Here is a 23,560-nt window from a genome sequence, read left to right on the forward strand (position 1 = left end):
ATGAACAATCTTTTTAAATATAGCGTTATCGGGCTCGTGACGATGCTCTTGGTTCTTACTTCCTGTGGGAATTCCAAAGCCGATACTGAGGAAGCAAAGCAAAAAAATCCTGAAGTGGGTGAAATGCACAAAGAAGGTGAAGTCAAGGAAGCCATGCTAACGGAAACGCAATTCCGCAACCTTAACATGAAAATCGATACCGTTGCCCCACGTGTTATGAAGCAATATGTGGAGGCCAATGGCCAACTGGAGGTCCCACCACAGAACGAAGCGACCATTACTACGGTCGTGGGTGCCAATGTGGTGTCCATAGAGGTCATTGAAGGCGACAAAGTAAGCAAAGGTCAAACGGTTGCCTATCTGTCCCACCCCAATATCATCCAGAAACAGACCGATTTCCTGAACGCCTACAGTAACAGCCAGTTTCTTAAGAAGGAATTTGAAAGACAAAAAACCCTGTATGATGCCGGGGTGGGCAGCGGGGCCAACTTTCAAAAGGCCGAAGCGGAATACCGGGCCTCCCAAAGCCTGGCAAAAGGATTGGAAGCACAGTTGGAACAATTGAACATTAGTGCATCCGGGGTCAGAAACGGTACGATTTACCAACGGGTGGCATTGCGAAGTCCCATTGAGGGATTTGTCCAAAAAGTAGCGGTCAAAACCGGACAGTACGTAGAACCGCAGACCGACCTATTTGAAATCGTTGACACCCATCACGTCCATGCCGATTTAATGGTGTTTGAAAAGGATGTGTACAAAGTAAAGGTAGGCCAGCAAGTATCCTTCAATGTGCAATCCATTCCCGGAAAGGAACTTACTGCGAAAATTTATTCCGTAGGGAAAACTTTCGAGCAAAATCCCAAAGCGATACACGTCCATGCTGAAATCGAGAACAAGGAAGGGCAGCTGATTCCAGGGATGTATGTTGAAGGACGGATTGAAATCCAAAAATCCGAGACCGTTGCGGTGCCTGAAAGTGCAATAAGTTCAAACGAAGGAAAGAAGTATATTTTTAAAGCGGAGCGTGAAGGCAATGACTGGAGCTTCAAACCTGTCGAAATTAACACAGGCCCAAATGACGGGGATTGGGTCGCCATCGATTTTGTAGATTCCGTTGGGCCATATACTACATTTGCATACAACAATGCCTACTATTTAATGGCCCAAATGAAAAAAGGGGATGCGGGACATAGCCATTGATAAAATTACAATATGATGACAGAAATTGAAAAAACATTGGAAAACAAAGGTGTACGCCCAACGGCGATGCGTATTTTGATCTATAAATATTTGGCTGAAAAGGAAGTGGCCATTGCCCTGACCGATATGGAGAACGCTTTCTCAAAAGCGGACAGAACCACATTGTACCGGACCCTGAAGACCTTTGAGGAAAAACGCATTGTGCACCAAATAGATGATGGCACCAATATTTCAAAGTATGCCCTGTGCGAACCAGGTTGCAATTGTGAAATGGAACAAGATCTGCACCTGCACTTTCATTGCGATAACTGTGATGAAACGGTCTGTCTCACTGAGCATAAGATTCCCCATATCAATCTACCTGATGGGTATGTGGCAGAAAATGCCAATTTGGTCATTAAGGGAATCTGCGACAAATGCAGCGGTCAATAAATGCACTTCCGTTGCACGAAACTAATTACGACCTTACCGTCTATGAAAAAGAAAAAAGTAAAACTACGTGATCTAGGTTCAAAGGAACGCCAGGGCGAAAGTGGCCATAACCATGGTGGTCCTGAAGGTGTATCTAAATTCAAGACCTATTTACCGGCCATTTTCAGTTTTGTAATGCTCATCATCGGCATTGCAGTGGACTATTTTGATGCTTTCCCGTTTTTCAAGGGCTGGATAAGGATTATATGGTACACCCTTGCCTATTTGCCTGTTGGTTTCCCTGTCATCAGAGAAGGTTGGAACAGTATAAAGCATGGTGATTTCTTTACTGAATTTTTCCTGATGTCCATTGCCACTCTAGGGGCCTTTGCCATAGGCGAATACCCAGAGGGCGTGGCCGTAATGTTGTTTTACGCCGTGGGCGAACTGTTCCAAAATGCAGCAGTCAATCGGGCAAAGGGAAATATTAAGGCCCTTTTGGATGCGCGACCGGACGAAGCTTTGGTGCTTCGTAACGGGAATTTCGTTACCGTAAATCCCCAAACCGTCGAGATTGGCGAAAGGATACAAGTACGTGTGGGGGAGAAAATCCCCTTGGACGGCATTCTCTTATCCGAAAGAGCTTCTCTCAATACGGCGGCAATTACTGGCGAAAGTAAGCCCGATACGATAAATAGAGACGAAAAAGTCTATGCCGGAAGTATTAATCTCGAGGGTGTTATCGATGTAGAAACCTCCAAAGAATTCAAGGATAGTTCCATCACTCGAATCTTGGATATGGTACAAAACGCTACAGCCAGAAAATCAAAGACAGAACTGTTCATCAGAAAATTTGCAAGAATTTATACGCCCATTGTAGTTTTCCTTGCCATTGGATTAACGTTCTTGCCCTACTTTTTTCTAAATGACTATGTATTTAAGGATTGGCTTTATCGCGCTTTAATATTCCTTGTCGTTTCCTGTCCCTGTGCCTTGGTCATTTCCATTCCGCTCGGCTATTTTGGTGGTCTGGGAGCGGCATCCCGAAATGGGATTCTTTTCAAAGGTGCATCTTTTTTGGAAGCAATCACCAAAGTGAACACGGTAGTGATGGACAAAACGGGAACCGTTACCAAAGGGGTTTTTAAAATCAAGGAGATCAAGACCGCGCAATTTGAGGAAGCCAAGTTTATGAAATACCTGATGGCCATGGAGGAACAATCTACCCATCCCATAGCAAAAGCAATTTTGGAATACAAAGCCGAAGGCACGGATATAAAGGCAACCGATGTATCGGAAGTTGCAGGAAAGGGATTAAGGGGAACGGTCAATGGGAAAACAGTGCTGGTGGGCAATAAAGCCCTAATGGCCTCAAACAACATTGATGTACCTTCAGAAACCGATGATATTGTAGATTCTATTGTAATGTTGGCCATTGATGAAAAATTTGCAGGCTATGTTACCATTGCAGATGAACTCAAGGAAGATGCCCATCAAGCCATCCAACAAATCAGGGATGCCGGGATTTCGAAAATCATAATGCTTTCGGGTGACAAAGATTCCATAACGCAACAAGTCTCGAAAAAGTTGAACTTTGATTGGGCAAAGGGCGGCCTGTTGCCAGAAGATAAGCTCGGCGAAGTCGAAGAACTCAAAAAACAATCAGACACCAAAGTGGCCTTTATGGGCGATGGCATTAATGATGCGCCCGTTCTGGCCATCAGCGATGTGGGCATTGCCATGGGAGGCTTGGGTAGTGATGTGGCCATTGAAACAGCAGATGTCATCATTCAGACCGACCAACCGAGCAAGATGGCACGAGCCATTAAAATAGGACGCTCCACCCGAAAGATAGTTTGGCAAAATATTGGGCTCGCTTTTGGCGTGAAGGCATTTGTGCTCATCCTTGGAGCGGGAGGCCTAGCCACGATGTGGGAAGCAGTTTTTGCTGATGTGGGGGTTGCCTTATTGGCAATATTGAATGCTGTTCGACTTCAGCGGATGAAGTGGAACACTTAGTTTCAAAGAGGAACCATTTTTTGGGCTAACTTATATTTCAGCCGTTGTTGGCAGCCCCATGGTTCGCCAAGACCTTCAATAAAATTGTACATGAGAGGCTTCGCAGGTTGTGTCACCCAAACAACTGTCCGTGTATTGGAGGGGACTTCAGGAAGGTTAGGGGTCTGATTCTTCGAGAAACGGCGACAGGACTTATGAGACAATATGAAAGCTTCCGGGCATAAAAAACCGTATCCGAACAATTACGAAATGCTTATCACTGTAGATGAAAAATAATCCGGTCGTAGGGTAACTCCAATACGTTTGTTCCCTTATTGTCGTAATGTTTGATGAAACTTCATTTGGTCAAAACGGAAGCCGTCCAAACGGATCTTTGGTGCGCCCTTCCTTAGCAAACCCTTCTTGGGGCTTTGCCGGGAAAGGCCGCAAATCCGCTTGTCCGCCCATCAAATTTTAAGGGTCCCGTAATAAAAGAAGCCCTGATTGTTTTTCGGGGCATCGAAAAACAGGGCAGGGCCCAAGGACTTCCAATCAGGACACCATCGCCTGCAGTCGCTTAACTTCCCGTACGCTCCCTTGCCAATGGGTCGGATGGAATTCCTAGGGCCCTCATCGAACCTGTCAAGGCCAAGGCAGGTTTTGTCCATAAATAGGGTTTCCACTTCCTTGAAAATCCTTGGATTTTACTACGTCGCGGAGCCTCCCGATTTCTGTCCAAAAGCCTTGACAGAACCCCCTTCTTTTATGGTGCTACGCACGTAAGAAGCAAACAAACGCCCCTTAAAATTTGGGAAACAATGACCAATAAAAGAGGGGGAATTTTTAACCCTGTTTGCTGATTTATCCGTACTGGAAGACGGCAGGCCTTTAAAACTTTTTATCATGAGTACATTGAGAAACAAAGTGCAACTTATTGGAAACGTGGGGCAAGACCCTACCATTACAGACCTTGACAAAGGCAAACGTGTGGCACGCTTCACCATGGCCACCAATGAACACTACAAGAACTCCGAAGGGGAACGGGTGACCAATACCGAATGGCACACCATCATCGCATGGGGGAAACTGGCCGACATCATCGAGGGCTTCGTGACCAAGGGCAAGGAAGTTGCCATCGAAGGGAAATTGACCTCCCGTTCCTATGAGGACAAAGAGGGAAATAAGAAGTATGTGACCGAAGTAGTGGCCAGTGAGATTTTATTGTTGGGTGGTGGTGATAACAATACCACCGAGTAAAATGGATAGGGGGTGTCCAGTCTTTGGGCATCCCTTTCTTTTTTCATCCTTAACACATTTGAAATGGAACACCGTGTCAATGAAATACAGATCAGTTATCGGGAAAAACTCAGCACGCTGAAATCCCTGTCCGTGACGAACTCCAATGAGGTGGCGAATCTATTGTTCCAAAATTGGGACAACAAGACCATAGGCCTGCACGAGACCTTTAAGATCGTGCTGCTCAACCAGTCCAACAAGGTAAAGGGCATTTATCCACTATCCCATGGGGGCATCACAGGTACCTTGGTAGATCTGCGCATCCTTTTTGCCATTACCCTAAAGACCCTTTCCGTGGGGATCATCCTCGCCCATAACCATCCTTCTGGACAACTCAAGGCCAGTTATCAGGATAAACAATTGACCCAAAAGATCAAAGAGGCGGCACAGCTTTTTGATGTCAAGGTTTTGGACCATATCATCCTTGCGCCTGATGGTAGGTATTACAGTTTTGCTGATAATGGAATTCTTTAATCCAATGGTCATGGAAGCGAATACAGCGAATACAGAAATGACGGAATTTGAAAAATGGTTGGAAGAACAATATGACCCAAGGTATTACCCCGATGGGTTCGATCCAAGCCTATATGATCTGTGAGCAATGAACTATCAAAGTTTTGAATAATGGTCTATTTGAACTTTACCAACCTTGATAGCGAGACCCAGGAACGTTTGCTTTCCGTATCCAAAGAAGATGTGGAAAGCCGTTCCGGGACAGAATTGCGCCAATTTGCAGAAACCCACGATAAGGACTATGATATCCTCTTGGAAGATGCCTGCCCTGAGCGGAGTCGAAGGGAAGCTTTGCGAAACCTATACCATTATGATTTCGTATTCAATATGTGAACCCTTAAACCCACCATCCAAGCCCATCCATCACGATGGGCTTTTTTTATGGGTTCATGGTTGGTTTTTAGGTGGGTCGAACACCCAAAAACCAATTTGGGAAATTCTTGTTTGCAAAGTATTGGGCAACCCCAAAGAATACCTATCCCTTATTTGACCGCAAGTTAGCCCTTCAAAAATGTTCCCATCAAAAGACTACGGCATAAACCGTTCGTACCTCACTCCTTATTCCGTTTCCTTTTGAGCTGAAATTTTTGGGAAGTGCGGGGATGCCCTCAAATAATCGATAATTTAAAATCATGTATTATGAAAGCAATTGTAAAAAAGTCGTTGGAGATTCCAGCAAAGAAACACCCAAAACATAGTGTCGTCAAAAAGAGCACTGATGCCACAGTGGACAAAACGTACTCCCTAGTGATCAACCTCTGGATATTCCGGTATGAATATTACAGGGAACAGACCGACACCGTGCCATCGAAAGATTGACCGGAACAAGGCTCTTGAAAAAGGGCCTTTTTTTTTGTCGTTCCGTGGCCCTGTTCGACGTTCGGGGACTCCCCAACTACAAATTCCCTTAATGTTGCGGGCAAATGATGCCATTTGCCCGCAGAACGCATTTTTGTGCCTAATGAAATCTAGGTATATTTAAGATGTTGCACCGCAACACCTTTTGTATGGCTTGCTACTTATCTGCCTCGGCAGATTCATTTGACTTTCCGAAAGCCGTACGATTCGATTTGACTTTTTAGGACCTGGGCCACTGGCTCCGATAACCCCAATGGCTATTGGGGATCGGATCCTGTTGTGCGATGCTTTTTTGGGCCGCTGCACAAAAAGGAGGAGCAAGAGGATAGCGTGCTTGCACAGCGCTACCGATCATGATTGCTCCGCAAGCCCCCTGTTTATGGGGTTTCGGGAAATCTTGAAGATTTCGGGTATTGAGCTTTTTGGTGAAAAAGCGGCCCGAGGCCAATAAAAACAAGGATTTTTTGGTGAAAAAATGGATAAAGGATACGAAAAAGAACCGTTTGCGGCCATGAAGGTCAAAGTTTCCGTGGCCAAGAAATTTAGGCGGTTTTCCAAAACGTTCGGGAAATCACAATCCCTGACCTTGTTGGCCATGATGGACTTTTTTGAACGACATGGGATTTCCCCGGACCAACATTTTGGGGAGACCATCGTCAGTATGAAATTGTTCATAAAGCGGCGCTTCAATGCCATGGTGGCCATCATGCGAAGCATCGAAAAGGAGCAGACCCTACCCACGGTCAGTATGATGCAGGCCCTCTTTCAACAGGAACTGGACCCCGAAGAGGGGGACGAATGGGAAGGGGACTTTGAATTTTTTGAAAAGCAGTTGACCGAGATCAATACCCCCTCCAACCCTGAACTCTTGGATAAGGAGACCACGGTTCCCAAAATCGTGCATGAAAGACTAAAAGAGCAATTGGTGGAACTGAAGGAGGATTTTGCGCATGTTCTGGATCATGTGTCCGTGACCAAGAACCGCTTTGGAAAGGACCACCTCAAAGTGGACCTCAAACCCGGGGCCATTGAACAGTACCGCACCAAACTCAAAAATCTATAAGCATGTACATCGCCATCACAAGACAACACTTGGGAGATAACTATCACGGCAGTGCCAGTGATTTTGTCAAGTATCTCGAAAAGGAGAACGAAGGTAAGGCCCCCGAAGAACAAGAGTTTTTTTTCAACCAAACGGAAAATGATATCGATGCCCAAAGGGTCATTGCCGAGATCGATGCCAATACGGCCAAACTTTCGAAACGGGATCCCAAGTTCTATTCCATCATGGTCAGTCCATCCCAAGCGGAGCTCAACCATATCGGGAATGACCCTGAAAAACTGAAGCAGTACACCCGGGAACTCATGAAAACCTATGCGGCTTCCTTTTATAGGGACAAAGAGGTTACCGTAAAGGATGTGTTGTATTTCGCGAAACTGGAAAGGGAACGTGCCTATTCCGAAAAGGATAAGAAGGTCAAGGAGAACCAAGCCTATGCCAGCAAGATCTTGGAACTGCAACACCAGATCAGGGCCATCAAAGAGGGTAGGGAGCAAGGGGACATGGCCAAACTTCAGGAGAAAATCAAGGCTCTGGAAATGGAGGCACCCCATAAACTGAACGGGAAACGCATCGTTTCAGGCATGGCCAAAGAAGGCCATCAGAGCCATATCCATATCATCGTGAGCCGAAAGGACATAACTAATTCCCATAGCCTCTCCCCAGGATCTAAGTTCCGTACCTCGGAGACCATCCTTAATGGGGATAAGGTCAAACAGGGGTTTGACCGGGACAAGTTCTATCGGGCGGCGGAGAAGAGCTTTGACAAACAATTCGGGTACCGAAGGAACTTTGTGGAGACCTATCACGCCCGAAACTTGTTGGATAAAAATCCCAAGCAGTTCTTTGCGGCCCTTTTAGGGCTTCCTTCCAACGAGAAACAGGCCGCCAAACAATTGTTGTTCAAGGCCGGTATCAAGGTGCCGAGCATTCCCACGAACCAAGCTCAGTTGGCGTATAAGACCCTGATGCAACTCAAAAAGGGTATCGGAAAAGCTCTGGAATCAGGATCCATAGGAATATAAATAATTTAGATATGGAAAATTTAGGATGGATCGGAATAGTATCTGGTATGGTGGTCGGGGGCGGAATCTCGGTTGTGGTAAATCGATTTCTCAAATATGGGTTTGTAATTTGGGTTTTGGGAATTGTTCTTTTGGCCATGGCCAATGGTTTAGTAGGAGGATGGGATGGTTTTATAAAGGGATCATTGACCCTTTGGTTGCCGCTGTTCTTTGTCCATGTCGTGATCTATGGTCTGGTGGATTACTACAAGGACAATCAGAAACCCTCAAAGGTTTTTGAGGTGAAAATGAGGGTAAAGGGGAGGCCTTTGGTTTTAGGAAACATCCGAAGGGGGGTCTCCGTGATGGCTTCTGCAGGAAGCGGTAAGACCGAGAGTGTCATCTATAATTTTTTAAAGCATTTTCAAAAGGAGCATTTCTCCGGGGTCATCCACGATTACAAGGATTTTGAGATAACCGAAATGGCCTGTCCCTTGTGGAATGGTGAAGAGATACCCTTTAAGATTGTTTCCTTTGGACCCATTTATAATCGGGTCAATCCCATTGCCCCAAGATACCTGCCCGATGAGGAGAGTGTTCATGAGGTATCAAGGGTGCTTTTGGAGAATTTGATGGAACATAGAGACTCCGATGAGAACAGTACTTCTCGTTTCTTTAAGGATGCAGCAGAGGGTTTGATCAGTGGGTTGATATGGCGGTTGAAGATCGACTATCCACACTATTGCACCTTGCCCCATCTGATGGCCGTTTTCCAACAATTGGCGACCAAGAGCCTGATCAAGTTTTTAAAAGGGAACATTACTTCGCGGGCCATGGCGGATGCCTTTATCAGTGGGATTGGATCGGAACGGCAAACGGCAGGGGTGCTCAGTACCCTGGCCAATGGGTTCAAAAAGATAAGTACTCGGAAGATCTTCATGGTGCTCTCCGCAGATGAGATTTCCTTGGATATCAATAATGAAGACCACCCTTCCGTCATTGCCTTAGTGAATAACCCCCAAAAGGATGCTTCCCTTTCCCCAGTGATCGCCACGATTATCCATACGATTTCCAAACAGATGAGCCAACGCCATCGGAAACCTTCCTTTATGCTGTTAGAGGAGGCATCCACCTTGCGGTTATTGAATATGCACCGCATACCGGCCACACTTCGGAGTTATGATATTGTGAGTGTGTACGTGTTGCAGGACAAGATCCAAAATGATATGATGTACGGGGAGAAGGCGAGCAAGGCGATTCTCTCGAATCTGTCTTATCAATTCTTTGGAAAGGTGAATGACCCGGATACGGCAAGGTATTATGAGCGCTTCTTTGAACTGGTCAAGATGCCTACACGGAGCGTGAGCAAGAGTTCGGGACTGAACTTGGAACGGCGCATTACGGAAGGGGAGAAGGAGGTATCCAAACGCAGGGCCGAGGTGTTCTTCCGCTTGAAGCAGGGGGAGTTTGTGGTCTTTGCGGATGGGAAGGACCGAAAGGTACGGTTTCCAAGGCCAGTGATTGAGCGGGGCCTACCCAAGCCCCTTGAAATCAAGGAAGGGGATTTGGAGCAGCATTACTTAAAGGTGCATCGGGAGGTCAGGTCGATATTTGAACCTGATAAGTAGTGGTCTGAGAACAGAATACTATCTGATGGTAGGAGTAGGTGATTTAAAAGCGGGTCTGTAAATTAAACTCTGTCCGTTGTTTCAATTCCTTTGGGGCTAGCCCCAAAGGAATTGGTGTTTAGTATCAGGGGCATCCTTTCCCCAAATTTAATGTAAAGTTGTTGAACGGTCAGGCTCCAATTGTGCAAAGGGCTGGTCCATTTCTTTTCTATGTTCTTGGTGGCCAAGTATACAAGCTTTATCAAGGCCATATCATTTGTGAAGGCCCCCTTGGTCTTGGTAACTTTACGTACTTGGCGGTGGAATCCCTCCACGGCATTGGTGGTATAGATTATTTTTCTGATCGGTTCGGTGTACTGGAAATACTGTGACAGCTGCTCCCAGTTGCGCTGCCAGCTTTCGATCACCACGGGATATTTGCCTCCCCATTTTTCCTCCAGATCCAACAATCTGTCTTCCGCCACCTCCTTGCTGGTCGCCCGATAAACGAGCTTAAGGTCGCGCATGAACTCCTTTTGATCTTTAGAGGCAATGTATTTGAGCGAATTGCGTATCTGGTGCACGATGCACAGCTGTACCTGTGCTTTTGGGAATACGCTCAATATCGCATCGGTAAACCCCCGAAGATTGTCCGTGCAAGCGATCAGGATATCCTTCAGGCCCCGATTGTTCAGGTCTGTAAGTACTTGCAACCAAAAATTGGCACCCTCGCTCTCGGAGATGTACATGCCCAAAACTTCCTTGTAGCCCTCCTTGTTGATGCCAAGGATATTGTAGAGGGCCTTGTGCTCGATCTTGCCGTCGACCTTTACCTTGTAGTGCATGGCATCCAGCCACACGATGCAATAGAGGGGCTCCAAAGGACGGTTCTGCCACGCCTTTACATCGGGGACGATCTTATCGGTTATCTGGCTCAAAACGGTATGGGAGATGTCGGTGTCGTACATTTCCTTGATATGCGAAGAGATGTCGCGGTAGCTCATCCCAAGGCCATAAAGTCCTATGATCTTGTCCGATAGGTTGTCGGCCAAAATGGTCTGACGTTTCTTTACCAGTTCCGGCTCAAAGCTGCTTTGCCTGTCCTGGGGCGTATCGATATCGAAAGTGCCATAGCCGCTCTTGATGGTCTTTTTCCCTTTGCCGTTGCGTTTGTTGCCGTTGATCCTTTGGGATTCGTCCAAATGGCCATCCATCTCCGCCTCAAGGGCTTTTTCGATGACGTTCTTCAGCATCGGGGCGAACGCGCCGCCCTTGCCGAAAAGGTTCTTGCCCGACATGAACTGGTCAAGTACCTTTTTCTCGAATTCTGTCTGTTCCTCTTTTCTCATGGTTCTGTCTGAATAACAGGCGATGATAAAGGACTTTCTTACTCTGAACTGTCTATCCCATCCCATCAATAAAAGTTTCCACAAAGTCTTTTACCTTACCTAATATTCTGTCAGATGAAGTAGCTCTATCTCTTAGGCTGGGCCTTTCATTCATAACGGCAATAATCTCATCTCGCAAAGGCTCCTTTTCAGTGAATAGATAGTTACTGACCAAATCAACCAAATTTTGGTAATCCAAGTTTTCCTCTTTGGCCAATTTCAGTATGGCCTTTTTCTTCTCTACGGTCCAAAAGGATTCAAATTCATTGGCAACCAGTTCGGAGTCCGTTATCAATGGTAGATTTTCCGCTATAAATCTTTCAATCAGCTCTTTTTTGCTCCTTAATTGCGTTTCTGAGGCCAATATATCGGAAATCGCTTTTCGTTGTTCTTCCTGCTCCTTTGGCTCTGAGTCGTGGAGTTTGGCCAATAGCGTCAGAATATAAGTAACGTTTATTTCATCCCTCCGGATCAGTTCCAATTCAAAATCAATGTCGTTTAAAATGGATACTTTTTCCTTTTGGGTCTCAGACTTTATGGTATCATACAGGTCTAAATACTTGCTTTTATAGTTCTCAAAGGTTTGTTCGTCCATTCCCAAATCCTCAAAACTAAACTCGGTGAATGTTCCAAGTACATTTTTTACGCGCATCAATTCCCTAAAGGCCTTTACAAATTCCAGTTCTTCTGCTTCAGAAACCAAATCGTTCACACTGTCAAATGTGGGTGCAATGGCCTTTACACGCTCAACGGCTTCATCAAACTTTTCAATATAATCCTCATAGGGTTGCACTATGATTTCTTCAATGGCTTCCTTGTTGGAAAATAGGGTTATGGCCTCGTCAGTGGGTTCTTTAAGGTTTCTAAAGGCCACAACATTTCCCTGGGATTTCACCTCATCCAATATTCTATTGGTACGGGAATATGCTTGGATCAAACCATGATACTTTAAGTTTTTGTCCACATAGATTGTGTTCAGTAACTTACTATCAAAACCTGTCAAGAACATATTGACCACCAATAGGACATCAACCTGTTTATTTTTCACCCGTTTCCCAATATCCTTGTAATACGAATAAAATTCATTGGTGGAATAATTGGTTTTGAACATCCCGTTATAGTCAGCTATAAACTCTTCCAATTTATCCCTTGTATGTTTTGTATCGTACCTTGATGGGGGCTCGGCCGCAAAATCATCATAATCCTCATCCGGGATAAAGCCTTGGGCATCTTCATCCAATTGGTTGGCTTGGTAAGAGTATATCGTAGCCACTTTTAAATCGTGTTCGCCTGCTTCTTTTTTGGCTTGGAATAGCTCGTAATACTTTATAAGGGTCTTTACGTTCTGTACACAAAAAATGGCCGTGTATCGCTTGTTGTGTGTTTTACGGTTGTGATTGTTAATTATAAAATCTACGTTGTTCTCCAATCGCTCGGGAGCCTCCAATACCTCCGCGGTATTGATGTCCTCCACTTTTATATCAACAACATCATCTTTAGGTTTTACAGTGTTCATATATTCGATAGAGAACTTTAAAACGTTCCTGTCCCGAATGGCATCGGTGATGACGTATTTATGCAGACACTCTTCAAAAAGATCCTTGGTGGTCCGTCTTCCCAGTTTATTCCTTACGGAATTATCCGCAAAAATGGGAGTGCCTGTAAAACCGAACATCTGGGCATTTTCAAAGTAGTTTTTGATGGCGTTATGGGTATCCCCGAACTGGCTGCGGTGGCATTCATCAAAAATAAATACGAAACGCTCGTTTTTGAGCTTGTCCACTTTGGCCATGTGTTTTGGCTTGGAGATTGCCGTGTTCAGTTTTTGTATGGTGGTTACAATGAGTTTAGTATCATCGGATAGCTGTTTTACCAAAGTGCTTGTATTGGTCGTAGCATCTATACTGCCTTCACTGAAGCTATTGAACTCCTTGATGGTCTGGTAGTCCAAATCCTTGCGGTCTACCACAAAGACCACCTTGAGCACATCTTCCAAATTGGTCAGTATCTGGGCCGCTTTAAATGATGTCAAAGTTTTGCCCGATCCTGTGGTATGCCATATATAACCAAATTTCTTGCTGTTTTTCACTCGCTCCACAATCGCCTCTGTCGCATAGTACTGATATGGTCGCAACACCATTAAGGTATTAGCGGTATTCAATACAATGTATTTGGTTATCATTTTAGAGAGATGGCATGGCTCTAAAAATGCTTTGGCAAAATCACTTAATTGGGTAATGATGTTGTTCTCCCTATCCGCCCAAAAGAAGGTTTGTTTAAAGGAGCGTGCTTTTACAGGGTTGTTGGCAAAATACTTTGTATTTACCCCATTGCTGATGACAAAGAGCTGTACGTATTGGAACAAACCACTGCCCGAACCAAACGAATGCCGCTCATAACGGTTGATTTGGTTGAAGGCCTCTTTCATTTCGAGGCCCCGTTTTTTCAGCTCTACTTGCACCAAGGGCAGACCGTTGATGAGTAGGGTAACGTCATAGCGGTTTTTGTAGGAGCCTTCCATAGTAACCTGATGGGTGACCTGGTATTGGTTTTTGCACCAATGGACTTGGTTGATCAACTCCACATAACCCGTTTCCCCATTGTCCTTGGCATAGGTAATACGGTCACGAAGCGTTTTGGCCTTTTCATAAATGTTGCCCTTGGAGAGCTGATTCAATATTTGCTTAAACTCTGCATCCGAATAGGTGGTCCGGTTATGTTTTTCCAACTGACTCTTTAAGTTGGTAACCAGCTCAGCTTCATCTTTTATACTGACTTTTGTATAGCCTAAGTCCTGTAGCTGTTCAACTAGGTTTTCTTCTAATATGTATTCGGGTTGGGTGGTCATTTATGATTGGTTTCTTCTTCTCTCAAAGTGTTCCAGTTCAAATTGGGATAAAGTCTGGTTATTTAGAAAATTTACTCTAATGTATTCAATGATAGCCATATAATCATCACTATCGTTTATCTGGGTCCAGCTGACGATGGATTTTGGTAAAATATTGGACTTTTTTGCCAATACAAATAAAGACTCTTGAATACGTCTATCTAAAGGAAAATGGGGTGGTTCAGGGTAATCAAAAAGACACCATAAATACTTCAACAAGAGATTGAGCAGTTTTTGACTGACACCAAAATTCAATCTATGGTTGTTGGATAGTATGTTACTTCTAATGTACCCGTGAGAAGCATCAGAAATACTTTTTATTTGATGTATATGTGTTTTATCATCAATTTTATTATTGTTCTGGTATACTGGTAATATGTCCGTTTCAATAAATTGCTGAAGGTACTTTTTGAACTTCTTTTTTTCATCACTCTTAGCACCTTTTACATAAACATTTGCTCTTTGGAACGCTGCTCCAAAAGTGAGTGTCCAAATCTCATTGTAAATAAATTTATTTTGGTACTTATCCATGATGAAAAGTCATTTGTTTCAACTTTTAGCCTTCAAAGATGCCAAAGGTGCTTCACTAGCTTTACAGATTTCCAAAAGTTTCTCTTTAACAAACTCAATCAATTCCTCTCGTTGGCTGGCATTAAATAGCTTGGAACGCTCACTTACATTATCAAAATACAGTATATCCCTGTTATAAGGCCATATATTGCTTTCCCTAAAGCCTGACTGAAAATATGCAAGTTGCCCCAAGGCTTCTTTCAAAGGTGCTCTTTCCACTTTATCTTTATTGGCTATAATGCCATATATAGATTTTTGCCAAGGTATTTTGGACTGTCCTTCGAGTTTGACGGCAATATTTTCTGGCCATTTGTCATTGTTAATGGTTATTCCCGTCCATGGGTCATTTAAATCATCGTCCACCTGTATGTTCCAATCGTCATCCAACTCCATTTCAAGATGTTTAGCAATCTCATCCACAAACTGTTTGGTAATTTCCCGTTCCACATCGGATATTGCATTGCCTATTTTTTGGGCAGCATTGTAATTTTCCTTGACAAGCTTGTGCATTTCTTTTTCCATGGCCTTATCGGTTAATTGGTTGGTCAGTCTCTTTATTAAAATAATGTATTGCCGTATGGACTCCCTAAGAATCGGTTCTTCTGCCGATTCCTTTAAACAAGTCTCCAGCCAGTCAATAATGTCATTCTTGTACGATATGCGATAATAATCCCTGTCTGCAATCAATTCGCCTTTACTCTCCGACGAAGCATCTGAACCATTGAGCGTTAAATAGTATACCGTGTTGTTTTCTTTGTTATGGTTACAATAGCGTTGTAGTTGAACATTCTGGTCGGATGCATAAATTTTATTCTCTATGCAAATGCTATTGACTTGATCGGTAATGTATATATCCACCCTACCTCCCAGTAGGTTGGCATCGTCCCTAAAGCCGATATGCTTTTCCAAGATAACACTTGCCTTGTCCCAATTCATGGTATTGTTATCGATTGTTTGCAGGAACAATTGTAAAAATAGGTTGCCTTTTGAATGGGATCCATTTGGATTGAGCAATTCCCCTAAAAAAGCGGAATGGGTGCCATTTTCCTTGTGTTCCATGTTTAGGATGGAAAACACATTGAAATTTTCCCCTTTTAATCTCGACACCTCATTGTGATGGGCAATGATGCGCTGGGCATCTTGGATCAGTTTTTTTTCGTTGGTGTACGTCATTTTCAATGCGTTTGAACAAATATTCCTGCTACAAGCCTTTTTTTAAGTTTGGTCGTATACAACCTGTTATTGGTTTGTAAGCATCTCTCTAGCTTGTATTATGAGCATGGACATCATCTAAATTTTCTAAAGGCTTGTATGGTTTGATAAATTCCATAGCCGATTACAATCCTTCCAAATATGTCAAAAAAGTAAAACCAGTTACTGAATGAATATTTTTCTCCAAACCCTTCGCCAAGAAAATCAAACCTATGCGTAGGCAATAAGTATGAACTATAAGTTGGTATATTTTCATAAAAAATGTTCCAATCGAAGTTCATGGCCATTTCGTATTTGGAGGTACTTAGTATTGTGAAATAGTAGAACAAGCCCCCAAAAATTAGCGTAAAAAAGGCCGCTTGGAAATATGACACTCCAAATCTACTGGAGAGCCAATTTAATGATAGGACAAACAAATTGGATACACAGGAAACAATTGATTCCCCTCTGAGTAATTTGGAAAGGTTTTCTTTTAAATAGGTTTCATTCTCAAGGGTTTTGTACTCTATGCTGTGTACGATGTTATGTTGGGAAATATGCTCTTGTTTTAAAATTCTGAATGTTTCCCTTTTGTTTTTGATTGGTATATCAGCATCTTCCGAAATGGCCCTTTCATAAGCTTCCTCTGAAAGATTTTTATTTAGACACTTATAATCTTTAACATGAAAATCAAAGATGCCCATTTCACCTGAACGTATAGCCGTGGATATATCAAAGCCCTTTTCAATTTTTGTTCCCCTTAAAAGAATGAGTTTGTCAATGAGGCAATAGGTAAAAAGTACATTCTCTTTAAAAGTTGTAGCGCTAAAAACTGTTGTCCCTAAAAATTCGGTTTTGAAGAAAATTGTTGGTGGATAAAAAATACTTCTCCAAAAATCAGCCAAATCATAAAAAGTTGTATTTCTAAAATTTGCATAGTTATAAAAATGACATTCCCGAAATCTTATTTTGCCGCTCAAATATTTATTTTCAGCATCAACAAAATTAAATTTGCAACTATTGAACTGAAGATTACTTTCAGAATCTACAAGCTCTAGTAAATACTCAAACTGGCAGTTTGAAAAAGAAAAATGTTGCTTACCATAATTAGGTGAATATCTATCCTCCCATTTTTCACTAGCTGATTCAGGTATTATTCTTTCTTCACTTATAGGTAGGGTCAATGGGAAGTTTATTGCTAAGTTTTTTACACCAAAATAGAAATCCTCATCAACTTCAAAATAATTTTGTTTGAATAATTCCTCAAGTTCTTTCTCGCTATTGACTGGTTTTAACTCTTCCATTTCTAGGCAAACATTTGCTGCAACAACCCCTTTTTAAACTGTTGCGTTTGTTCTATTTGGGTTTCTACCACAGCTATTTTTTTATCGATGGCACTTAAAAAATGGGCGATTTGGGTTTGTTCAGGTCTTATCGGTATATGCTTTTTAACAGCATGGACATCATTTCTATTTAATGTCGGTACAGTTGAGCCTGCGTTAAATCTTTCTAGTTTAAAAAAATGATATAAATAATAGATGAATTTAGGATAATTCCCTTTGAAATCTGTGACCCATAAAGAAGTATTATGTGGCCAAAATTTTTCGTTGATATAAGTAACCTGACCGATGGTTCCTGATCTTCCAGTAATAACCCCAGGAGCATTTACTTTGAATTCTTTGTGCTTTCTTAGGATACCATTTGAATAAACTACTGGATAATCACCTTCAATAATCTTTGATGTTGGTAAATCGAACCCCCTTTGTAATGGTGCAACATCTCTCATTTTTTGCTCCTCCCAATCAGGATAGGCACTCCCATCTTCTCGTGTAAACCGCAATTCCTGAGAGAATATTCGTTGCATCACCCCCTTTTTGTAGGCTTCCAACAACCTTTGCTTTTGTTGTAATTGCGTTATTTTTTTATCAACGGCTGAAATGAAAGCAGCTATTTTTTGTTGTTCGGTGAGGGTTGGAATGTTTATTTTAAATCCACGAATACTTTGAAAGTTCAAACCTTCTCTTCCACTACCTGTTTGACCTCTTAGTATTAATTTTTGCCCTCTATACGAAGCCAAAAATGATTGTATAAATTTAGGTTCATCTTTTTTAAGTCTAATAATTGAAACATGTTGATTAACGTTTCCTATTTTAAAACCTTTTGGCACAACACAGCTTCTACCAATAGAACCTCCTGTTATATTTAATAGGATATCATTGCTCTTAACGATACTTCCCTTCATTTTTGAGTTAATTGATTCTGGAATACAGGTGTGATCTAGAATTAACTCATTATTTATTACGTTTTGACTTCTTATAAATGGAATACCTGTTTGTTGATAAACTTCTTGACCACCAGATGGCGTGCTTCCACTACCGATCTTAGAGCAAAGCAATCCTAACTTTTTCGTTTCCCATTCCCCAGAAAATTCTTCAAACCGTAATTTCGGCACCCGTTTTTGTTCTTTCATGATCAAAACGGTGTTTTAAGGTTCAGTTGTTGGCAGAAGTCGGCAATAAGGGCATCGGTTTCGGCAATGTCCTTTTCCAATTCCTGCAAATCAGTGGCCACTTGGTCCAAGTCCACAGGCTCCTCTTCTTCAAAGGTGTCCACATAACGGGGTATGTTGAGGTTGTAATCGTTTTCGGCCACCTCCTCCAAACTCGATACATAACTAAATTTGTCTTTGGTGCTGCGGGTACGGTAAGTATCTATAATGGCATCAATATGGGCTTCGTTCAGCTTGTTTTTATTGCCATCTTTTTCAAAACTTTGCGAGGCATCAATAAACAAAATGTCATCATTGTGTACCCTGCATTTGCTCAATACCAAAATACAGGTGGGGATGCTTGTGCCGTAAAATACATTGGCGGGTAAACCTATAACGGCATCCAAATAATTCAGTTCCTTTATCAGGTATTCCCTGATCGTGCCTTCGGCACTGCCCCTGAACAAAACGCCATGTGGCAACACGCAGGCCATAGTGCCGTTTTCCGCCAATTGGTACAGCATGTGCTGTACAAAGGCAAAATCGGCCTTACTGGTGGGTGCCAAACGCCCGTATTGACTAAAACGTTCGTCGTTTTCGTTCAAAGGGTTGTTCTTTCCTTTCCACTTGGCCGAAAAAGGGGGATTGGCCACAATGGCCTCAAAACGCATATCCAAATGTTGGGGTTGTTCCAGCGTGTCCTCCTGCCTAATGTCAAAATGCCTAAAATGCACATCGTGCAAGATCATGTTCATCCGTGCCAAATTGTAGGTGGTCCTGTTGAGTTCCTGACCAAAAAAATCATCCACGGGCACTTCCCTGCTCACACGCAACAGCAAGGAGCCGGAGCCACAAGTGGGGTCGTACACGCTTTTAAGGCGTTTCTTGTCCGTCGTCACTATTTTTGCCAATATTTTAGAGACCTGCTGCGGGGTATAAAACTCCCCAGCCTTTTTCCCGGCTCCACTGGCAAACTGGGAAATAAGATACTCGTAAGCATCGCCCAATACATCCGCTTCGGCATCTTCCAAGGCAAAGTCTATTTTGTCCAAATGAAACAGCACTTTGGAGATAAGGCTGTTTCGGGCTTCGGTGCTTCTTCCCAGTTTGGTGCTGTTGAGGTCCAGATCTTCAAAAAGTTTGTTGAAATCGTCCTCGCTTTCCGTGCCCATGGTACTTTGCTCAATGCTATTGAGAATGCTTTCCAGATCGGCAAGGATAAAGTTACTCTCGTTTTCGGTATTGGCATTCCCTTTTTTGGCGATGGAGCTAAAGAGTTCCTCAGGTTTAAGGTAATACCCCAACTTTAATAAGGATTCCTCTTTAATGGCTTCCAAATCGCCAGCATTGGTAACCAAAAGATAATCCTTGACTTGCTCAGTTTCCAATAACGTATTGGCGTACAGGTATTGTTTCTCGGAAAGGTATTTGTAGAAAATAAAGCCTAGAATATAATCTCTAAACTCGTCGGCATCCATTTTGCCTCTCAACTCATTGGCAATGTTCCATAATTGCGTTTCCAGCAGTTTCTTTTGATCTTCGGACATGAAGTGTTGTTAGTTTTTGGTAGGGGAAATTGTATTCTTCCCAAATATATGGAAACATTCGGTTTTAAGGGTAGCTTACACGCTAGTCTCTGAGGGATTGATGGATTAGACAAAGTTTAATTTACAGACCCTTAGTAGCAGGATAAAATCAAGTTAACATTTTAGGCGTACTGTAAATGTATTAATCGGAGTAATCAAATTCAATTTTAATATTTTTCAACCTTTTCATTGTTCGTTTTCCGTTTTTCCGTAAAAATGATTTGCATAAAATATTCTTTAATTTATAACCCTTAATTAAGGGTCTAATTTCGTTCATAAATACCAAATGATTTCTTTGTCGTTGTCTAAGTTTTTTTTGAATTTCTCTTCTGATTAGTTTTTGTTTTCTGGATGAAATTTTACCAAAACTGGAAAGGATCAGCCTGTTTTTAGTTCTTGATAGGAATACATTTTCTTTGGAAGTGAAAATATGAATTAAACTATTGGCTTCTAGTTCTTCATAGGTTTCAAATATTTTCTTAAATTTTTTTGTTTTGCCTTGCTCAAGAGCTTCAAGAGCCAATGATTTAATGATATGTTCAATGTCCCTGATAAATGTGTGATATGACAGAATATAGTTTGCATATGCAACACTTATTTGATCAAAAGTTGGTTTTTGAATTGCAGTTAAAACAAGGAGCGACTCCGAATTATTTTTGTATGCTTTGAAATAGGCTTCTTCTGCTAAATCATAATTTACGAATCCATTAAGTTTTGGAACATCCTCTGTTGAAGATTCGATTAAAAAATACCTACTTTTCGAAGAAGCTGCATGCCATTGCTTTTTAACTTCTGAATTATTCCTACGGAACGTCTTACTTAATTTATCAATGAATTGATACTTTTTTAAAACATTGTAAAGATGATTAGCTTGGTCTTCTGATAGTTCATCATTGCTAGAAATTAATCGGTGAAATTCTCCAAATTCTGGGTGATTATCGTATCCGATTTCTTTTAGTCTAGTATTGTACAGTAAATCAGTGATTTCAACTAATGTAGACCAGTTGTGATATTCTCTTGTTCTTAATTGTACTTCAATAAGCTTTTTGTGAGTTGAATCTTTAACATAAATGTGAATTCCGCGGTAACCAATGGTTTTAGGGTTTTTAATATAGTTTCTAACTCGTCCACTGATTTCAAATTCATTTTTAATAAATGTTAAAGCACGATAAACTTGATCGTCTGTATCAAAAATCAACCTTATGCCAGCAATATCCCCCATTCTATTAAGGTGCATTTGAGGATTTCGTAAAACCTTATTAATAATGGTAATTATACGCTTTAAACGAAAGGCTATGATGCCATCTTTACTAACGTTATTTTTTATTTTTATAAGCTTATTAAAAGATTGAGTCAAAGGTTCAATAAATGATTTACGGTATTCTTGTAGTAATTCTAATTCAGGGTCCGTAACATATCCTTTGTTTTTTACAATTGATCCCCCTAATCTTTTTATGTCGCCACTTGTATATTTCATAAATAAAACTGACTTAAGTAACCTTCAAATTACTTATAGAATTTTTGTAAGTAGTTGTTTATCAGTTATTTTTCTTTATATAAGTTTTGTTTCCGTTTGAGTTAATGTAATATTTTCCGCCTCTTGGTCCGGTTTGTATAGTTCTACTTGATGAACTGCTTGGAATAGAATAAGTCGGTGAAGAATAAGTCGGTGAAGAATAAGTCGGGCTAGAGTAAAGGCTATTTGAAGTATTTTTTTTAGATTTCACATAGACTTTTTTACCGCTACTGTTGATATAATATTTTCCGCCTCTACTTCCAGTATAAATTGTTCTTCCGCTGTTATCAATTCCAAAGTAAGTTGAATTAGAAATCGAAGAACTATTGTAAATGTTGTTATTGCTATAAGTAGAATTTGAATAATAGCTTCTTGTGGTCGTTGGATAGGTTGAATTACTTCTGTTTGTTCGTTCTTGTGCCGTTTTTCTTTTATGCTGTTCAACAGTCAACAACTGCATATTACTTGGGTCATCCGTTCCGCCTTCAGATAAAGGTTTAATATGGTCAATTTCATATCCGTATGGAATTTCGTCGTATCCCATAGACTTTAAGAATTCTCTTTTGTTCGCTTCACTTCTTTTAACAAGCGGTTTTCCTGTTGTTGAATAATATTGTCCATAATAATACTCCGTATTTCCAACTTTGTAAGTTTCTTGGGCATAGGTTCCAAAACTTATCAGAATTATTAATGCCAGAATTAAAAGGTTTTTCTTCATAATTTTATGGTTTTAATTGCTTACAACGGTCTCGGCCATGAGTAGTTGGGTGGGTTAGCACTAAACTTTGCAAGTACACACCAAACTGAAAATCCTCGCGGATTTTCAGAAGTAGGCGAGAACAAGCAATTACTTATAGCCATTCTTAGCCATAGTATTTTTTGACTCGGCTTTTTCGGCTATGTCCAAAAGCTTTTCAGATAATTCGATAAAATGGTCATAGGTAGTTCTTGTCGGTTTGTAATTTTCGTGTAAAATTCTATTCCTTACATCAAGTAACCTTCTAAATTCGATATAATCTTTATCATCTAAAATGTTACGATAAAACTCTTTTACCGAAGAAAATTTTCCACGACCTTCAATATTCTCTGTTTTATCCAGAGCTAATTTTTCTAATTTTTGCCACCTTTCAACTATATCAAAGTTGGTTCCCTCACTTGTAAAAATTAAATTCTGTTTTGACCTTCCAAAACCAGAAGATTTTAGCACAAGTCCTGAAAGAGCTAGGACAATTCCAACAGCAGTAATAATTAGTCCGCTTGAGGCTTTTAAATTTATAAAGTCATTTTGATAAAGATAAATTCCGATTCCTATAAACGCATAAAGTATACCCGATAGAGAAATTAGTCTATAAAATCTTTCTTTTTTATAAAAAAGAGAAGATTCATTTTTAATATTTTTTTCTCGGTAAATTGGTTCAGTAGTAGCTTTAAGTATATCAGAGAGAGAAATTTCTTTGAGACTTTCTTGATTTCGTGAAGCTATTTCATAAGCTTTTGTTACTACATTATTCTCAAAATCATTTACTTTTTCAGCAAGTTCTTCTTGAGCAGCAGGTGTCAGATATTTATATATTTCTTTCTTATTCATTTTACTTGCGATTAAAAATTAGGTACACCGAAGAACCAATTGCTATTGCTAAAACTACCAAGAAAATTATCAGGTAGTATGGGTCTTTCATTTTCTCTATATCAAATAAACCACCAGTTATAATTGATGAAATTGAAGCTAAAGCTTGAATCCATTTTATATGTTTAGGCGTTTTTAAATTATTCGAGAATCTATTCGTAAAGGAATATGCATCTTGAATCGTGGTCGCGGTAATCTCTTTAGAGTTGCTTGTTCTTCGGGTTTCTTCCAATCGATTGGCTTCATCGATTATCTCGATAGCCTTATTTCGAACGACAGAAAGTAACTCAGACTTAGCTTGTTCTGTGAAATCACTTATTTGGTCATCATTGACGTCAAAGTTTAAATTCATTTGGTTAG

Annotated in this window: 21 protein-coding genes; 10 read left to right on the forward strand and 11 right to left on the reverse strand. The window is 41.3% G+C overall.

The annotated features are described in order from the left end of the window. The 10 genes from VM932_RS09015 (at window position 1) to VM932_RS09060 (ending at window position 9,968) form a co-directional block, all read left to right on the forward strand. Window positions 1–1,200 (forward strand): efflux RND transporter periplasmic adaptor subunit, encoded by a 1,200-nt coding sequence (locus VM932_RS09015; RefSeq protein ID WP_136565955.1) that lies wholly within the window; start codon window positions 1–3, stop codon window positions 1,198–1,200. 15 nt (window positions 1,201–1,215) lie between these two features. Next, the gene (locus VM932_RS09020; protein WP_067036187.1) at window positions 1,216–1,632 is read left to right on the forward strand and encodes a Fur family transcriptional regulator; all 417 of its coding nucleotides are present in this window, start codon (window positions 1,216–1,218) and stop codon (window positions 1,630–1,632) included. A 42-nt stretch (window positions 1,633–1,674) separates the two neighbouring features. Next, window positions 1,675–3,630, forward strand: coding sequence for a heavy metal translocating P-type ATPase (locus VM932_RS09025; RefSeq protein ID WP_067036191.1), 1,956 nt, complete (start codon window positions 1,675–1,677; stop codon window positions 3,628–3,630). Between the two features lie 882 nt (window positions 3,631–4,512). Next, window positions 4,513–4,866: a single-stranded DNA-binding protein gene (locus VM932_RS09030; protein WP_036385938.1), complete on the forward strand. Its 354-nt coding sequence runs from the start codon at window positions 4,513–4,515 to the stop codon at window positions 4,864–4,866. A gap of 63 nt (window positions 4,867–4,929) precedes the next feature. Continuing rightward, window positions 4,930–5,379: a JAB domain-containing protein gene (locus VM932_RS09035; RefSeq protein WP_119618872.1), complete on the forward strand. Its 450-nt coding sequence runs from the start codon at window positions 4,930–4,932 to the stop codon at window positions 5,377–5,379. A 150-nt stretch (window positions 5,380–5,529) separates the two neighbouring features. Then, the gene (locus VM932_RS09040) at window positions 5,530–5,751 is read left to right on the forward strand and encodes a hypothetical protein (protein ID WP_067036197.1); all 222 of its coding nucleotides are present in this window, start codon (window positions 5,530–5,532) and stop codon (window positions 5,749–5,751) included. Window positions 5,752–6,057: 306 nt separating this feature from the next. After that, window positions 6,058–6,237 (forward strand): hypothetical protein, encoded by a 180-nt coding sequence (locus VM932_RS09045; protein ID WP_326278512.1) that lies wholly within the window; start codon window positions 6,058–6,060, stop codon window positions 6,235–6,237. A gap of 514 nt (window positions 6,238–6,751) precedes the next feature. Then, window positions 6,752–7,339, forward strand: a complete 588-nt coding sequence (locus tag VM932_RS09050; RefSeq protein WP_326278513.1) for a BfmA/BtgA family mobilization protein — start codon at window positions 6,752–6,754, stop codon at window positions 7,337–7,339. Window positions 7,340–7,341: 2 nt separating this feature from the next. Further along, window positions 7,342–8,361, forward strand: coding sequence for a MobB family relaxase (gene mobB / locus VM932_RS09055; protein WP_326278514.1), 1,020 nt, complete (start codon window positions 7,342–7,344; stop codon window positions 8,359–8,361). An 11-nt stretch (window positions 8,362–8,372) separates the two neighbouring features. Next, window positions 8,373–9,968 carry a type IV secretory system conjugative DNA transfer family protein gene (locus VM932_RS09060; protein ID WP_326278515.1) on the forward strand — a complete coding sequence of 532 codons (1,596 nt, stop codon included), beginning with the start codon at window positions 8,373–8,375 and terminating at the stop codon, window positions 9,966–9,968. A 62-nt stretch (window positions 9,969–10,030) separates the two neighbouring features. On the opposite strand, the gene VM932_RS09065 is transcribed toward VM932_RS09060, so the two are convergent. The 11 genes from VM932_RS09065 to VM932_RS09115 form a co-directional block, all read right to left on the reverse strand. Continuing rightward, entirely contained in the window at window positions 10,031–11,296 is a 1,266-nt protein-coding gene (locus VM932_RS09065) for an IS256 family transposase (RefSeq protein WP_326278516.1), read from the reverse strand. A gap of 52 nt (window positions 11,297–11,348) precedes the next feature. Beyond that, window positions 11,349–14,183, reverse strand: coding sequence for a type I restriction endonuclease subunit R (locus tag VM932_RS09070; protein WP_326278517.1), 2,835 nt, complete (start codon window positions 14,181–14,183; stop codon window positions 11,349–11,351). After that, window positions 14,184–14,753, reverse strand: a complete 570-nt coding sequence (locus VM932_RS09075) for a hypothetical protein (protein WP_326278518.1) — start codon at window positions 14,751–14,753, stop codon at window positions 14,184–14,186. An 18-nt stretch (window positions 14,754–14,771) separates the two neighbouring features. Beyond that, window positions 14,772–15,965 (reverse strand): PDDEXK-like family protein, encoded by a 1,194-nt coding sequence (locus VM932_RS09080; protein ID WP_326278519.1) that lies wholly within the window; start codon window positions 15,963–15,965, stop codon window positions 14,772–14,774. Between the two features lie 113 nt (window positions 15,966–16,078). After that, a complete protein-coding gene (locus tag VM932_RS09085; RefSeq protein WP_326278520.1) occupies window positions 16,079–17,287 on the reverse strand; it encodes a pentapeptide repeat-containing protein in 1,209 nt (402 codons plus the stop codon). 2 nt (window positions 17,288–17,289) lie between these two features. Further along, the gene (locus VM932_RS09090; protein ID WP_326278521.1) at window positions 17,290–18,453 is read right to left on the reverse strand and encodes a restriction endonuclease subunit S; all 1,164 of its coding nucleotides are present in this window, start codon (window positions 18,451–18,453) and stop codon (window positions 17,290–17,292) included. 2 nt (window positions 18,454–18,455) lie between these two features. Next, the gene (locus VM932_RS09095) at window positions 18,456–20,018 is read right to left on the reverse strand and encodes a type I restriction-modification system subunit M (RefSeq protein WP_326278522.1); all 1,563 of its coding nucleotides are present in this window, start codon (window positions 20,016–20,018) and stop codon (window positions 18,456–18,458) included. A 181-nt stretch (window positions 20,019–20,199) separates the two neighbouring features. Continuing rightward, the gene (locus VM932_RS09100; protein ID WP_326278523.1) at window positions 20,200–21,534 is read right to left on the reverse strand and encodes a nucleotidyltransferase family protein; all 1,335 of its coding nucleotides are present in this window, start codon (window positions 21,532–21,534) and stop codon (window positions 20,200–20,202) included. A gap of 61 nt (window positions 21,535–21,595) precedes the next feature. Next, a complete protein-coding gene (locus tag VM932_RS09105; protein WP_326278524.1) occupies window positions 21,596–22,291 on the reverse strand; it encodes an HNH endonuclease in 696 nt (231 codons plus the stop codon). Window positions 22,292–22,420: 129 nt separating this feature from the next. Beyond that, window positions 22,421–23,161 carry a hypothetical protein gene (locus tag VM932_RS09110; RefSeq protein WP_326278525.1) on the reverse strand — a complete coding sequence of 247 codons (741 nt, stop codon included), beginning with the start codon at window positions 23,159–23,161 and terminating at the stop codon, window positions 22,421–22,423. Window position 23,162: 1 nt separating this feature from the next. Then, window positions 23,163–23,552, reverse strand: coding sequence for a hypothetical protein (locus tag VM932_RS09115; RefSeq protein ID WP_326278526.1), 390 nt, complete (start codon window positions 23,550–23,552; stop codon window positions 23,163–23,165). Window positions 23,553–23,560 lie beyond the last annotated feature (8 nt).

This window comes from Flagellimonas halotolerans (assembly GCF_035818535.1).
GTDB lineage: Bacteria > Bacteroidota > Bacteroidia > Flavobacteriales > Flavobacteriaceae > Flagellimonas > Flagellimonas halotolerans.